Origin of the sequence: Pararhodobacter sp. CCB-MM2 (assembly GCF_001691415.1) — a bacterium.
Taxonomy (GTDB): domain Bacteria; phylum Pseudomonadota; class Alphaproteobacteria; order Rhodobacterales; family Rhodobacteraceae; genus Pararhodobacter.
Genome location: NZ_LRRR01000009.1, coordinates 73,866 through 88,262, shown reverse-complemented (window position 1 = coordinate 88,262; position 14,397 = coordinate 73,866). Strand labels below are relative to the sequence as shown.

The 14,397-nt window shown below is 67.1% G+C and carries 14 protein-coding genes and 1 other annotated feature; of the genes, 12 read left to right on the top strand and 2 right to left on the bottom strand.

The window, feature by feature from the left end:
- Nucleotides 1–67: 67 nt before the first annotated feature.
- The 3 genes from BCY78_RS11595 to BCY78_RS11585 all read left to right on the top strand — a co-directional run bounded on the left by BCY78_RS11595 (nucleotide 68) and on the right by BCY78_RS11585 (nucleotide 3,219).
- The gene (locus BCY78_RS11595; protein WP_158515925.1) at nucleotides 68–403 is read left to right on the top strand and encodes a hypothetical protein; all 336 of its coding nucleotides are present in this window, start codon (nucleotides 68–70) and stop codon (nucleotides 401–403) included.
- Nucleotides 404–716: 313 nt separating this feature from the next.
- Nucleotides 717–774 (top strand) — a sequence feature (sul1 is cis-regulatory element that is thought to sense ions involved in sulfur or methionine metabolism; They are found in Alphaproteobacteria).
- Between the two features lie 94 nt (nucleotides 775–868).
- Nucleotides 869–2,353, top strand: coding sequence for a SulP family inorganic anion transporter (locus tag BCY78_RS11590; protein WP_068301758.1), 1,485 nt, complete (start codon nucleotides 869–871; stop codon nucleotides 2,351–2,353).
- 14 nt (nucleotides 2,354–2,367) lie between these two features.
- Complete coding sequence (locus BCY78_RS11585; protein WP_068301756.1) at nucleotides 2,368–3,219, top strand: universal stress protein; 852 nt, start codon at nucleotides 2,368–2,370, stop codon at nucleotides 3,217–3,219.
- 187 nt (nucleotides 3,220–3,406) lie between these two features.
- Here BCY78_RS11585 and BCY78_RS11580 read toward each other — a convergent pair whose 3' ends face one another.
- Complete coding sequence (locus BCY78_RS11580; protein WP_068301753.1) at nucleotides 3,407–4,030, bottom strand: helix-turn-helix domain-containing protein; 624 nt, start codon at nucleotides 4,028–4,030, stop codon at nucleotides 3,407–3,409.
- A 142-nt stretch (nucleotides 4,031–4,172) separates the two neighbouring features.
- On the opposite strand from BCY78_RS11580, the gene BCY78_RS11575 reads away from it, so the two are divergent.
- The 4 genes from BCY78_RS11575 to BCY78_RS11560 are packed head-to-tail and all read left to right on the top strand — an operon-like array spanning nucleotide 4,173 to nucleotide 8,681.
- Nucleotides 4,173–5,306 carry an FAD-binding oxidoreductase gene (locus BCY78_RS11575; RefSeq protein ID WP_068301750.1) on the top strand — a complete coding sequence of 378 codons (1,134 nt, stop codon included), beginning with the start codon at nucleotides 4,173–4,175 and terminating at the stop codon, nucleotides 5,304–5,306.
- Nucleotides 5,307–5,365: 59 nt separating this feature from the next.
- A complete protein-coding gene (locus tag BCY78_RS11570) occupies nucleotides 5,366–6,841 on the top strand; it encodes a M81 family metallopeptidase (RefSeq protein ID WP_068301745.1) in 1,476 nt (491 codons plus the stop codon).
- Nucleotides 6,838–7,710, top strand: a complete 873-nt coding sequence (locus BCY78_RS11565) for an alpha/beta fold hydrolase (protein WP_068301743.1) — start codon at nucleotides 6,838–6,840, stop codon at nucleotides 7,708–7,710. The genes BCY78_RS11570 and BCY78_RS11565 overlap by 4 nt, the downstream gene beginning before the upstream one ends.
- Entirely contained in the window at nucleotides 7,707–8,681 is a 975-nt protein-coding gene (locus BCY78_RS11560) for an ornithine cyclodeaminase family protein (protein WP_068301740.1), read from the top strand. The genes BCY78_RS11565 and BCY78_RS11560 overlap by 4 nt, the downstream gene beginning before the upstream one ends.
- A gap of 18 nt (nucleotides 8,682–8,699) precedes the next feature.
- Here the strand turns inward: BCY78_RS11560 and BCY78_RS11555 are convergent, their stop codons facing one another.
- Nucleotides 8,700–9,131 carry a hypothetical protein gene (locus tag BCY78_RS11555; protein WP_068301738.1) on the bottom strand — a complete coding sequence of 144 codons (432 nt, stop codon included), beginning with the start codon at nucleotides 9,129–9,131 and terminating at the stop codon, nucleotides 8,700–8,702.
- A 328-nt stretch (nucleotides 9,132–9,459) separates the two neighbouring features.
- Here BCY78_RS11555 and BCY78_RS11550 point away from each other — a divergent pair, with 328 nt between their 5' ends.
- The 5 genes from BCY78_RS11550 to BCY78_RS11530 all read left to right on the top strand — a co-directional run bounded on the left by BCY78_RS11550 (nucleotide 9,460) and on the right by BCY78_RS11530 (nucleotide 14,388).
- A complete protein-coding gene (locus BCY78_RS11550) occupies nucleotides 9,460–10,539 on the top strand; it encodes a DUF475 domain-containing protein (protein WP_068301737.1) in 1,080 nt (359 codons plus the stop codon).
- A 74-nt stretch (nucleotides 10,540–10,613) separates the two neighbouring features.
- Nucleotides 10,614–11,444: a hypothetical protein gene (locus BCY78_RS11545; protein WP_068301736.1), complete on the top strand. Its 831-nt coding sequence runs from the start codon at nucleotides 10,614–10,616 to the stop codon at nucleotides 11,442–11,444.
- On the top strand, nucleotides 11,434–12,486 hold the full coding sequence (locus tag BCY78_RS11540; RefSeq protein WP_068301733.1) for a hypothetical protein: 1,053 nt from the start codon (nucleotides 11,434–11,436) through the stop codon (nucleotides 12,484–12,486). Before BCY78_RS11545 ends, BCY78_RS11540 begins: the two co-directional genes overlap by 11 nt.
- A gap of 196 nt (nucleotides 12,487–12,682) precedes the next feature.
- The gene (cysG, locus tag BCY78_RS11535; protein WP_068301732.1) at nucleotides 12,683–14,077 is read left to right on the top strand and encodes a siroheme synthase CysG; all 1,395 of its coding nucleotides are present in this window, start codon (nucleotides 12,683–12,685) and stop codon (nucleotides 14,075–14,077) included.
- Complete coding sequence (locus BCY78_RS11530; protein ID WP_068301730.1) at nucleotides 14,077–14,388, top strand: DUF2849 domain-containing protein; 312 nt, start codon at nucleotides 14,077–14,079, stop codon at nucleotides 14,386–14,388. Before cysG ends, BCY78_RS11530 begins: the two co-directional genes overlap by 1 nt.
- Nucleotides 14,389–14,397: the final 9 nt, after the last annotated feature.

The following is a 14,397-nucleotide window of genomic DNA, read 5'->3' as shown; positions in this document are numbered from 1 at the left end:
TGCTGGTCGATCGCGGAAACGCGCAATGCCACTTGTCGCCATCACAGCGCCACCCCATCTGAGAGGGATGAGCGCCCGGATGGCCCCCTTCCTCACGATCCTGCGCCTGCTGCTTGTCGTCAGCGGGTTGGCCGCGCTGGGCTATGCCCCGGCGATGGCGCGCTCTGCGCAGGGCGAGGCCGTCAGCCTGACCGAGGCCCGCATCGCGCCGGCAGCCCCCTCGGTGCGGGCGCCGTTGCCGGATGTGCCCAAGGGCGATCTGCCGGACCTTCTGCTTCCGGCCACCGCCTCGCAACCGCAGCCGCCGCAGAGCCACAGCCGCGCCCTCGTCCTCCCCGAGGCACCGCTGCTGTCGTCGCGTCCGGCCCCGGCCTGGCAGGCCCGCGCGCCGCCTCTCGCCTGATCCGCCCCCCCTCCACCCCGGATCTGAGACACCGACCGACCCACGACCCCTTGGACGCGCAGCGCCGGGGCGGGCGGCGGTAAGAAGCGAGAATACCCCATGACCTCTCCCTTGATGAAGCGCGTCGTCTTTGGCCTGATGCTGACGACGATGGTTGCCGGTACTTTGGCGTCGCTGATCACCGGATAAGCAGACCGGCGCGACGGGGCCTCGTTTCCCGGCCCTTTCGACCCCGACACCTGTCCCTGCCAACCGCCGGTCCCCCCGGCGGTTGGCTTTTATCACGCCAGCGTGTATGCGCCCTGACAGCGAACACGGACCCGGGTGCGACCCCCGGGTGGCTATTCCGGCCGCCGATCCGCCGGACAACCTGACCTGACATCCCGGGACCCGCCCTGAACCGAGGGCCCGGACACAAGACCAGGAACACGACGGCTGCGGCCGTCGGGACGGGAAACGACTGACATGATCACCCTCGACGCCTATCGCGCCGAATGGTTCGGCAACGTACGGGCCGACCTGCTCTCCGGCCTCGTGGTCGCGCTTGCGCTGATCCCCGAGGCCATCGCCTTCTCCCTCATCGCGGGCGTCGACCCCAAGGTCGGGCTTTATGCCAGCTTCTCCATCGCCGTGCTGGTGGCGATCACCGGCGGGCGGCCCGGCATGATCTCGGCCGCGACGGCGGCGACGGCGGTGCTGATGGTCACGCTGGTGCGCGATCACGGGCTGCAATACCTGCTGGCCGCGACCGTGCTGGCCGGCGTGATCCAGATCGCCATGGGCGTGGCGCGCCTGGGCTTCGTCATGCGCTGGGTGTCGAAATCGGTGATGACCGGCTTCGTCAACGCCTTGGCGATCCTGATCTTCATGGCGCAATTGCCCGAGCTTGACCCGCGCAATGTCACTTGGCTGACCTATGTGCTGGTCGCGGGGTCGCTGGCGATCATCTACCTGTTCCCGCGCATCACCAAGGCGATCCCTTCGCCCTTGGTGACGATCCTCGTGATGACGGCGCTGACCATGGCCTTGGGGCTGGATGTGCGCACCGTGGGTGACATGGGCGCGCTGCCGGATTCGCTGCCAGTGTTCCTGTTGCCCGACGTGCCGCTGACGCTGGAGACCCTGCAGATCATCCTGCCCTATTCGCTGGCCGTAGCCGTCGTGGGCCTGCTGGAGAGCCTGATGACCCAGCAGCTGGTCGATGACCTGACGGATGTGAAAACCGACCGCAATCAGGAATGCATCGGCCAGGGCATCGCCAATTTCTGCACCGGCTTCATCGGCGGCATGGCGGGTTGCGCGATGATCGGCCAGTCGATGATCAACGTGAAATCCGGCGGGCGCGGGCGTCTGTCCTGCTTTGTCGCCGGGGTGGTGCTGCTGATCCTCGTGGTGTTCCTTGGCGATTGGGTCGGGCAGATCCCGATGCCGGCACTGGTGGCGATCATGATCATGGTCTCGGTCGGCACCTTCTCGTGGTCGTCGCTGCTGACGCTGCGCAGCCATCCGCGCTCGTCCTCGGTGGTGATGCTGGCGACGGTGGTGACCGTGGTGTGGACCCATAACCTTGCCATCGGTGTCTTGGTGGGTGTGCTGCTCTCGGGCATTTTCTTTGCCGCGAAGATTGCCCAGCTCTTCAAGGTCTCGTCCGAGATTTCCCCTGATGGCCGTCAGCGGACCTATCGCATCGAGGGTCAGCTGTTCTACGGTTCGGTCGAGGATTTCATGGCCGCCTTCGACTTCAAGGAGGCGCTGGAGCGCGTGGTGATCGACGTGTCCGAGGCGCATATCTGGGACATTTCCAGCGTTCAGGCGCTGGACATGGCGGTGCTGAAATTCCGCCGCGACGGGGCCGAGGTCGAGATCATCGGCATGAACGCCGCGTCCGAGACGCTGGTCGACAAACTGGCCGTGCATGACAAGCCCGGCGCGACCGTGTCGGCGCATTGAGGGGAGAGCGGAGCATGGAAAAGATCATCGCACTCGTGGATGGCTCGATCTATTCGGCCAGCACCTGCGAACATGCCGCCTGGATCGCCCAGCGGACCGGTGCGCCCGTCGAGCTGATCCATGTGCTGGGCCGGCGCGAGGCCGCAGACCAGCACGACCTGTCCGGCGCGATTGCGCTGGGCGCGCGGACGCAGCTGCTGCAGGAGCTGGCCGAGCTGGATGCGCAACGCTCGAAACTGGTGGCCCATCGCGGCCGCGCGATCCTCGATGATGCGAAGGCGCTGGTCGAGAAGGCGGGCGTGACCGAGGTCACCACCCGGCTGCGTCACGGCGACCTGATCGAGGCTGTCGCCGAGGTCGAGGCCGGCGCCCGCGTGATCCTGATCGGCAAGCGCGGCGAGGCTGCGGATTTCGCCAAGGGCCATCTTGGCTCGAATCTCGAGCGGATCGTGCGCGCCTCACATAAGCCGGTCTTCGTCGCCTCGCGCGGCTTCAAGCCCATCGAGAAGGTGCTGCTGGCCTATGACGGCGGGGCCTCGGCGATGAAGGCGGTGGATCACATTGCCCGCTCGCCGCTGTTTCCGGGGCTGAAGGTGCATGTGGTCACCGTGGGGCCGGATACGAAAGAGGCGCAGAAGGGGCTCGCCGATGCGCAGGCCATGCTGAAGGCGGCTCAGATCGAGGCGACGACCGCCATCGTCCCCGGCACGCCCGACAAGGCGCTGGCCGAGCTGATCGAGGCCGAGGGCCACGACATGCTGGTCATGGGCGCCTATGGCCATTCGCGCATCCGCAGCCTGATCATCGGCTCGACCACGACCGAGATGGTGCGGTCGTGCAAGGTGCCCGTGGTGCTGATGCGCTGATTTCGGCGCGCGCCGGAGGGCGGCGGCGGGCCGCGGGCAGCCGCCTGGCCTTCGGTGGTCTGCGCTTGATGGCGTCAGGTCCGGATGACCTCGATCCTCGCGACGGCGTTACCAAAGCGGCTGGCCATGGAGGCGGCCAGCCGCTGCCCGGGCCGCTACGCGGCTGTTAACCGGGCAAGTCGCGGGTTCAGGCTCGTGGGTCGTCGCGCGGATCGGTGGTTTCGGCCTCGGTACAGACCACAAGGATCCGCGCATCGGTCGCGCCCGCCGAGGCATAGAGATGCCCGCGCGAGGAATCGAAATAGGCCGAATCGCCCGCCCGCAGCACCACCGGCGCCTTGCCCTCGGCGAAGACGGTGACCGCGCCCTCCAGCACCAGCAGGAATTCCTGCCCCGGATGGCGGACGAAATCGTCGAAATCCATCAGGTCATGGGCCTTCAGAGAGCCCATCATCGGCACCATCGCCTTGTTGCGGATCTGCGGGAACAGCATCTCGTAGACATAGTTCCGCGTCTCGGCCCGCTCGAAAGTGCCCTTCGGTGCGACGGCGAATTCGCCCGGCTGGAAGCTGGAGCCCTCGCTGGAGAAGAACTCGGTCATGTCCACGCCGATGCCGCGCGCCAATTGCAGCATGCGGTCGTAGGTCAGGGACATAAGCCCCCGCTCCACCTTGGAAATCGTGGACACAGCCAAGCCCGAGGCCTCGGCCATGTTGTGCAGGGTCCATCCCCGGTTGCGACGGATCTCGTGCAGGCGGCGGCCGAATTCGGCGCGCTGGCTGTCGGGCAGTTCGGGCTGGGGTTTGGACATTGCCGCTCCGTGGCGCCCCTCTGGGCGGGTTCTGGGATCATAGCCGCCTGCGCCGCCCACGCAATCTCATTTTCGTATCGGAAAAATTGTCCTTTCCAATTGGAAAATTCGTGCTAGCGTCACCAAAACGGAAAGACTTGGCATGCAGACTACGGGTGAACACAGGGACATCGTCGTGATCGGCGCCGGCATTGCCGGGGCCTCGGTTGCGGCGGAGCTGGCGGCGCTGGAACAGGACGTGCTGCTGCTGGAGCGCGAATCTGCGCCGGGCTATCACACCACCGGCCGCTCGGCCGCGCTGTACACGCCCAGCTATGGCCCGGCGGTGATCCGGGCGCTGACCCGCGCCTCGGCCGAGGCCTTCAACGCCCCGCCGACCGAGGATCGCCCCCATCCGCTGCTGCGCCCGCGCGACGTGCTGTTCCTCGCCCGCGAGGGGCAGGAGCAGGTGCTGGCCGACACCGCTATCGAGCTGAACCTGCCGCGCCTCAGTGTTGCGGAAACGCGCGCCAAGCTGCCGCTGCTGCGCGAGGCGTATCTGATCGGCTCGCTGCTGGATTCCGGCTCGGCGGATATCGATGTCGAGGCCCTGCACCGCCAATACCTGCGCCGCCTTTCGGCCGCCGGGGGCGAGACGCGCCTCAAGGCCGAGGTGACGGGCCTGTCGCGGGAAGGCGATCTGTGGCGGATCGAGACCCCGCAAGGTGCCCTGACCGCCCGGGTGGTGATCAACGCTGGCGGGGCTTGGGCGGATGCGCTGGCCGCGATGGCCGGGGTTGCGCCGATTGGTTTGGTGCCCAAGCGCCGGACCGCGCTGCTGGTCGCGGCGCCCGACGGCATGTCGGTCGAGGATTGGCCGATGGCGGTCGATATCGACGAGGACTTCTACCTGCGTCCCGATGCCGGCAAGCTGTTGATCTCGCCCGCCGACGAAACCCCGTCCGAGCCCTGCGACGCCCAGCCTGACGAATGGGATGTGGCGGTCTGCGTCGACCGCATCCAGACGGCCTTCGACCTGCCCGTGCGACGGATCGACCACAAATGGGCGGGCCTGCGCAGCTTCGTCGCCGACAAGGCGCCGGTCGTGGGCTTCGCGCCCGATGCGCCGGGCTTCTTCTGGCTGGCGGGGCAGGGCGGCTACGGCATCCAGTCTGCGCCGGCGCTGGCCCGGGCCGCCGCCGCGCTGGCCTTGGGCCGTCCCATCCCCGACGACATCGCCGCCGAGGGGGTCACTGCCGACGCCCTCTCCCCGCAGCGCGCAGCGTTGCGCGGATAGCGCTGCGTTTCACCGGCCCTGTTTCCGGCCCCATGCCTGCTCTCGAACGGACCTGACCCATGAAGACCTTCATCGCCTGCATCGCCACCGAGACCAACAGCTTCTCGCCCCTGCCCACGGGCATGGCCGCTTGGGAAGAGGGACATATCCACCACGGCACCGCGACGCAGGCCCCGCCCGTCTATTGGACCGGCGCGCTGAAGCTCTGGCGTGACGCGGCCGAGGCCAAGGGCTGGCCAGTGGTCGAAAGCCTCGCCGCCTTCGCCCAGCCCGGTGGCCTGACCCCGCGCAAGGTCTACGAGGATTTCCGTGACGAGATCGTCTCCGATCTGAAAGCCGCGATGCCGGTCGACATCATCGCTCTGCAGATGCATGGCGCGATGATCGCCGATGGCTATCCGGATTGCGAAGGCGATCTGATTGCCGCCTGCCGCGCTGTCGCGCCGGACGCCAAGATCGGTGCGCTGCTGGACCCGCATTGTCACCTGACCGAGGTGATGCTGACGGACGCCACCGCGATCATCTGCTTCAAGGAATATCCCCATATCGACGTGCTGGAGCGCGCAACCGAGCTGTTCCAGATTCTCTCGGACGCCGCCGAGGGCAAGGTGAACCCGGTGATGCGGGACTATGATTGCCGCATCATCATGGCCATGCCGACGCCCGAGGGCCCGATGCGCGATTGGGTCGATGCCATGACCGCCCGCGAATCCGAGCCGGGGGTGTTGTCGCTGTCCTTGGCCCATGGCTTCCCTTGGGGCGACCACGAACGGACCGGCGCCCGCGCGCTGGCGATCACCGATGGCGACACGGATCTGGCCGCGACCATGGCGCGCGAGCTCGGCGAAAAGCTTTGGGCCGAGAAGGAGGCGATCTTCCAGGAGGTGCTGACCATCGACCAAGCGCTCGACAAGGCCGCCGGCCACAACCAAGGCCCCACCGTGCTGGCCGACATGTCCGACAACGCGGGCGGCGGCGCGCCGTCGGATTCGACCTTCCTGCTGCGTGCGATCCTTGATCGGGGGCTCACTTCGGTCGCCTCGGGGATCTATTGGGACCCGGTCGTCGTGCGCCTCTGCGCCGATGTGGGTGAGGGCGCGCAACTGGCCGTCCGGCTGGGGGGCAAGAGCGGCCCGATGTCCGGCGATCCCTTGGACCTGAACGTCACCATCAAGCGCGTCGCCAAGGGCCTGACCCAACGCTTCGGCAAGCTGCCGGTGAGCCTCGGGACGACGGTCTGGCTGTCCATCGACATGGGCACCGGCGACGAGACGGACAATATCGACCTTGTCGTCAACGATGCCCGCACCCAGACCTTCCACCCCGAGGCCTTCACCCAGCTTGGGATCGACCTGTCGAAGAAGCGCCATGTCTGCGTGAAATCCTCGAACCATTACCGCGCGGGGTTTGCGCCCATCGCCTCGGTCATCATTCCGATTGCCGCGCCGGGGGCGATCACGCCAGACTTCACCGCGATTCCCTATCAGCACCGCTCGCTGAACTACTGGCCCCGCGTGGAGAACCCTTTCGCATGACCAATGCCTTGATGAATGCCCGCGACACCTTTCTTTCGCGTTTTCCCGAAGGACGAATTGAGCTCAACGGACGCGATTGGGGCCTGATCGACACCGGACTGAGTGGCGGGGGCGGGGAAGGGGAGGTCTTCCTGTTCCTGCCCGGCACACTCGGCCGCGCGGATGTGTTTTTCCAGCAGATCGAAGCGCTCTCGGCCCATCGTCGCGTGCTGGCCGTCAGCTACCCGTCCTCGGGCAGCGTGGCGGAATGGTCGGCCTCGCTTCTGGCGCTGCTCGACGCGAAGGGCGTGGACAAGGTGGCGCTGCTGGGCTCGTCCCTCGGCGGCTTCCTCGCGCAGTATTTCGCGGCCGAGAACCCCGACCGCGTGACGCATCTCTTCGCCGCCAATACCCTGCATTCGGTCGAGGGGATCGACACGCGCCCGCCCTATTCCTCGGACCTCTGGGCCGCGCCTATCGAGGAGTTGCGCGCCGGTTTCGCCATGGGCATGAACGCGTGGAAGCAAGCGCATCCCGACCATGCCGAGATGGTCGATTTCCTGATGACCGAAGCCGCCGGTCGCATCCCCGAAGCCGAGATGCGCGCGCGGCTCGATGCCACCAAACGCGGCCCCGTCCTGCCGCCGCTCTCCAACACCGAGGCCAATGCGACGGTGATCGAGACCGTGGACGACCCGCTGATCCCGCCACCGATGCGCGAAGCCGTCCGGGCCCGCAACGCACCGGCCCCCGCCTTCCGCTTCCTCTGGGGCGGGCATTTCCCCTATCTCCTGCGCCCGGCGCTCTATTCCAACCTGCTCATGGCACGGTTGGGGATCGAGCCCCTGTCGCCCGACTGGACGCTGAACGACGGAATCTTCGAAGCATGAGAATTCTCTCCAACGCCGATGTCGCCGCCCTGCTGCCGATGGGTGAGGCGATCGAGGTGATCGACACCACCATGCGCACCGTCTCACGCGGGGCGGCGGAACTGCCCCTGCGGCATGTCGTGCCGGTGGGTGGCAAGAATATGATGGGCGTGATGTCCGGCTCGATGCAGGAGCCGATGTGCTACGGCGTGAAGCTGGTGAGCCTGTTCCCCGGCAACCCCGAGAAAGGCCTTTCGGGCCATCGCGGCGCCGTGGTGCTGTTCGAGGCCGAGACCGGCGGCGCCGTCGCGATGATGGATGCGGGCCTGCTGACCGCGATCCGCACGGCGGCGGCCTCGGGCGTGGCGACGCGGGCCTTGGCGCGGGCGGATGCGACGCGGCTGACGATCGTCGGCACCGGCGAGCAGGCCGAGCATCATCTCGATGCGATGCTGGCCGTGCGGCCGATCACCTCGGTGCATATCGTCGGGCGCCGGGCTGAGAAGGCCGCAGCCTTCGCCGACCACGCCCGTATTGCGCATCCGGGGCTCAGCGTCAGCCATGGCACCGACGTCGAAGCCGGCGTGAAGGGCGCGGATATCATCTGCACCGTCACCAACTCGGCCACGCCCGTGCTGAAGGGCGCATGGCTGGAGCCGGGGCAACATCTGAATATCGTTGGCGCCTCGATCCCCTCGAAAATCGAGGTGGATACCGAGGTCGTGCTGCGCTCCGAGTTGTTCTGCGACTACCGCCCCTCGCTGATGGCGCAGGCGGGCGAGATCGTCGAAGGGATCAAGGCCGGCATCCTCACCGAGAGCCATCTCAAGGGCGAGATCGGCGCGGTTCTGGCCGGGGAAGGGGGGCGCTCGGGCCCCGAGGCGATCACGATGTACCGCTCGCTGGGGATCGTGGCGCAAGACCTCGCCGCGGCACAGCATGTGCTGACCCGCGCCGAGGCCGAGAACAAGGGGCAGGCCGTCAGCTTTTGACGGCCCTCCCCCTCGGGCTTAATTCAGCAGGGCGCTGAGCAGGCCGACGATGGCCACGACTTCCAGCGTCTGCGTGTTGACCAGCACCAGCTGGCCATCGATCACGCGGTATTCCTGACCGACGGGGGCGCGACGGATGCCATAGCCGTCGCGGTAGCTCCAACGCTCACCGCGGCTGCCGTCGCTGCCGACATGGATGTTGATATAGGTGTCGCCACCCTCGTAGCGGGCGTGGCGATCATCGCCGCCCCATTGCGCGTGGCGGCCACCGTGGCGTTCGTCGTTCACGCCATGGCCCGGATTGACGCGGCAATCGCGGTCATTGTGGCAGACGTCGCCGCCACGGCGGTGGCCGTTGGCCTGCGCATGGGCCGGCGGATCGGCGAAGACGGTGGTGGCACTGACGACAAGGCCGAGGACACTCAGGCCCCCGATGGCAAAGCGGTTCATGAGGAGTTCCTTTCAGGTTCCACCGGCCAGGAAGTAGGGCGCGACCCGTGGGGCCGACCTGCCGGTCTGGTTTGGCGATGTAACGCATCGGGGCGGCGAACGTTCCCCTTCCCGGTTTCACGTAGGCGGAACCTCGCAGGCGGCGCTCCGCCCATCCGGGCCCCGCCCTTGGTAGAGAAACGGGGCCCTTTCCCTTGCCATCCCGTGCCCTATATTGCCCCACAGCCCGCCCGCGCGGGTTCTTCTGGTGACCGGGCCCCTCTGGCGGAAACAGCGGCGTTTTCGTGATGTCGGCACCCTTCCTTCCGCTTGCCGCCTTGGGTGGATCATGGACAACCCGTCCCCGGCACAACCGTCTCGTACGGCCGGTTCCTCTTTCCGTTATTTCTACGCAGCCTTCGGGGTCACCGCCCTCGGCCTCGTGCTGGGCGCCTGGCTGGGATGGGAGAACACCGGCACCCTGTCCGGCACGCTGGAGATCTTCTTCGTCGTTGCGGTGCTGGCCGTGCTGGAGATCTCGCTGTCGTTCGACAATGCCATCGTCAACGCCAACAAGCTCAAGGACATGACGCCCCTCTGGCAGCGCCGCTTCCTGACTTGGGGCATCCTGATCGCGGTCTTCGGCATGCGAATCATCTTCCCGCTGCTGATCGTGGTCGTCGCCGCCGGCATCGGCCCGTGGGAGGCGCTGCGCCTCGCTGCTTCGCATCCCGAAGAATACGCCCATATCATGCACGAGGCCCATCTGCCGATCGCGGCCTTCGGCGGCACGTTCCTGATGATGGTCGGTCTGAGCTTCTTCTTCGACCATGAGAAGGATGTGCATTGGGTCAGCTGGCTGGAGGACCGCATGGCCCGCTACGCCACCGTCCGCGGCATCGAGGTTGCCGTGGTGCTGGTTCTGCTGCTGACCTTCGGCCGGTTCCTGGAAGGGGCCGAGCGTCACCTGTTCACCGTCGCCGCCATCTGGGGCCTGCTGACCTTCCTGATGGTCGAGGTTCTGTCCGGTTTCCTCGATGCCAAGGAACAGGTGATGAGCACGGCGGCCAAGGGCGGCATCGGCGCCTTCCTGTATCTGGAGGTGCTGGATGCCTCGTTCAGCTTCGACGGCGTGATCGGCGCCTTCGCCCTGTCGCAGAACCTGTTCGTGATCGCCATCGGTCTGGGCATCGGCGCGATGTATGTGCGCTCGATGACCATCATGCTGGTCGAGAAGGGTACGCTGACCCAGTACCGCTTTCTGGAACACGGGGCCTTCTACGCGATCATCGCGCTGTCGATCATCATGTACGCCCAGTCGCTGGTCGCCGTGCCCGAGGTCGTCACCGGCCTGTTCGGCGCGGCCTTGATCGGCGTGGCGCTGTGGTCGTCGATCCGCTGGAACAAGCGCCATTGCGGCGACGAGTGACGGCGCAGAAATAAACGTCGCTCGGGGACGGTTTTGCCTTCATGTCGCCATTGTTCGCGATCAGTGGACAATCCATGAAGTACAACCGTCCCCTCCTCCTGCCGTTTATCCTTGCCGCCTGTTCGGGTGGTGGCTCGTCCGGTCTGCCGGATGGCCGACCCGTCGATGTCGAAGGGTTCGAGACCTATACAACAGCCCATAACGGCTATGCCCGCGTGCGCCGAAGCTACGCCACCGATGCGGATGCCGAGGCGCTGGCGGCGTTCGAGGACGCCGATCCCGCGGACCCGGCCGGGTATCGTCAACTGATCGCCTTGAACGAGGCGCGGTACGGCGACCGTATGAACATCGAGGTGATCGCCGAAGTCGACACGCCCGATGGCCCGGCCACCCGGCTGGTGCGGTTGACCGTCGATCAAGCGCCCTTCTCGAACGAGCAGGGCGGCGAATTGATCGCGGCGACCGGCCGCTTCTACCTTCGCGGTGCGAACTACGCTTGGGCGACGATCGACGGCGGGCCCCTGCTGGCCGGGTCGGACGACGAGGGTCTGGTCAACATGGTGATCGATTTCGATTCCGAGACGGTGGATTTGAACCTGCGAACCGGGGTCGGGGGTGAGTCGGCCCTGCGGTCGGAGATCGAGGTGGCCGACCTGCCCCTCAATATCCGCTCCGGGGCTTATGGGGGCGGCGTGACCATTCAGGTCTGGGATCCTGACAGCCCCGATATCCTCTCGGTGGACGGAAGCCTGCGCGGCAATCTGGGCGGGACGCCGGATTACACGGATGGGGTGAACAACCTGTCGACCTCGGGTCTGTACACGGCGGACGGGGTGGACGACGCGACCGGCCGTCATGTGCGGATTGACGGGGTCTTCGTCGGTGTCGATCCGAATGCGCCGTAAGTCGGGTGTCCTGCGCGGCCTCGCGCTGCTTCTGGTTCTGATCCTCGGTGTCTCGCAGGCCTCGGGAGGGGCACTGGACCGCGCGCAGATGGCGCAACGGTTCGGCAGCGAGCGTCTGCGCCTCTTCACGCTGGGCCAAGCGATGCACGCGCCGACGGCCCCGCGTCAGGTGACACAGGCAATGCGGCAGGCGCTGGAGCGCGCGGGCTATTATCAGCGCGGAATCACGGCGCGCAGCCTGCGGTTCAGCCCGGTCTTGGCGTGGGACGGTAATATCAACGGCGGCTACCTGAACGACACGCTTGATCTGTTCGGCCTGCAGTTTCAGGTCGCCCCGGCCAATTTGGCGCGGTCGGGTTGGGTGTTGGGGGGGCGAAGTGACGGCTTCCTGCGCTACGCCCTTGCCGAAGGGAGGACGTTGGATCTGTCGACCAGCGTTGAGGCCGCCTGGTCCCCACGGCACGAGATCGGGCGCGCCAATGCGGGCCTTGAGCTGTGCCTGCGCAATCCCCTGGGCGGCTGGAACTTTGCCGATCTCTGCGCTGGCAGCACCGGCAGTTGGCGCGCGCTGTCGGACGCTCATTCCGAAACCCTGTCCCTGCGCCTCTCGCATCTGCTGGTTGCGGGCAATGCCGCCCATGAACTCAGCCTTGAAGTCGAGGAGCGCTGGCTGCAGGCCGGTCGCCAGACCGGGTTGGTGCTGGGTTGGGGCACAGCCTGGGATCATGCGGTGACGGATTTCCGGGTCGGGGTTGCCACGCCGATCGCGGGTGAGCAGGCAACGCGGTTGCAGGTCTCGGCCCGGGCCAGTTGGCTTTGGGGCGCACGGCCTGTCAGCGTCAGCCTGTGGCATATGCGGGCCTCGGGCGGGCAATTGCTGGGCATGGCCCGAGACGACGCGCAAACGGGAATCGGCCTGTCGCTTCAGGCGCGACCGGGTCTGACGCTGGATGTCACGCATCAGGTCACGCGCTCGTCCATCGGCCTTTTCGACGAGGCGCGGACAGGGCTGGGCGTGCGATTCCAGCTGGGGCGCTCCTGATCCATAGAGGCTGGACAGGACGGCTTTTCCGCGTTGCGGCGTGCGGCGGGAATTTCTGCCTGCGAATCCCCGGAATCGGAACAATGTTCTTCCAATCCCGCTGTAACTCGGATCAGGAGGTTCTTGTTTCGCCCGGTATCTTGCCTGAAATGGGAAATAATTCCATCTTGTGCCTCAACACCGGAGGCGCTGACCCATGCAACATTTCCCCATCTTCCTCGACCTTGCCGACCGCCGGGTCGTCATCGCCGGGAACGGTGAGGTCGCACTGGCCAAGCTGCGACTGCTCTTGAAGACCGTAGCCCGGATCACCGTCTTCGCGACCGAGCCCGAAGCCGACCTGCTGGACACCATCGCCGCCCATGGCGTCACGCTGGAGCGCCGCGAGGCTGTCGCCGAGGACCTGACCGGCACCGCGCTGGCCTATGCCGCCCATGGCGAGGCCGAGGCCGATGCGCGCTTCGCCCGTGCCGCGCGCGCGGCGGGCGTGCTGCTGAACGCGGTCGACAACCTCGAAGCCTCGGATTTCATTACTCCCGCCATCGTCGACCGTGACCCGGTGACCGTGGCGATCGGCACCGAGGGCGCCTCGCCCGTGCTGGCCCGTTCGATCAAGACCGACCTCGAAGAGCGCCTGCCGCAGGGTCTGGGCGCGCTCGCCCGCGCCGGCAAACTGTTCCGCGCCCGCGCCGAGGCGCTGCCCTATGGCCGTGCGCGCCGCGACTTCTGGGCCGACTATTACTTCAACACCGGGCCCGAGGTTCTGGCCGAAGCCGGTGAGGAACTGCTCGACCACGCGCTGGAGGCCCTGCTGGCCCAGCATCTGGCCGCCGAGCAAGAGCCCGGCCGCGTCGATCTGGTCGGCGCCGGCCCCGGCAACCCGGATCTGATGACGTTGAAGGCCCGCCGTCTGCTGGATCAGGCCGATGTCATCGTGCACGACCGTCTGGTGCCGCAGGCGATCCTCGAACTCGCCCGCCGCGAGGCGATCTTCGTCGCGGTGGGCAAGGAGGGCTTTGGCCCCTCCACCCCGCAATCCGAGATCAACGCCCACATGATCCGCCACGCGCTGGACGGCCACCGCGTCGTGCGCCTGAAGGGCGGCGACGCCTCGGTCTTCGGTCGTCTCGATGAGGAAACCGCCGCCCTGACCGAGGCCGGTATCGACTGGTCGGTCACGCCGGGCATCACCGCGGCCTCGGCCGCCGCCGCCGCGATTGGTGCCAGCCTCACCCGCCGCACCCGCAACAGCGAGCTGCGCCTGATGACCGCGCAGGACATCGAAGGCTATGCCGAGCAGGACTGGCGCGCGCTGGCCCGCCCCGGCTCGGTCGCCGCGATCTACATGGGCAAGCGCGCCGCGCGTTTCGTGCAGGGTCGCCTGCTGATGCACGGCGCCGATGGCCTGACCCCGGTGACGCTGGTCGAGAACGCCTCGCGCCCCGACCAGCGGATCGTCGCCTCGCGCCTCGACCGCCTGTCTTCCGACATGACCGACGCCGGTTTCTCCGGCCCCGTCATCACCCTCTTCGGCCTCGCGCCTTCCAAGGCCGCCGCCGCCCTGCCTGACCTGATCGAGGATTTTGCCTGATGGCCCGTGCTCCCAAAGCCCAGATCGTGACCGCCAACGCCCTGCTGGAGGGTGATGTCGTGTACCTGACCGCCCAAGGCACCTGGACCCGCCACATGCAGGAAGCCGAGGTCTTCACCGAGGCCGAGCCGGCGGAAGCCGCCCTCGCCGCCGCCTCGAAGCGTCACAGCGAGATCGTCGGCTGTTACCTCGCCGAGGTGACGCTGACCGTCGCCGGCTTCGAACCCGCCCATTTCCGCGAGGATTTCCGCCGCCGCGGCCCCTCGAACTATGCCCACGGCAAGCAGGCCGCTGCGTCCGACGCCGCCTGAGCCGCTGAT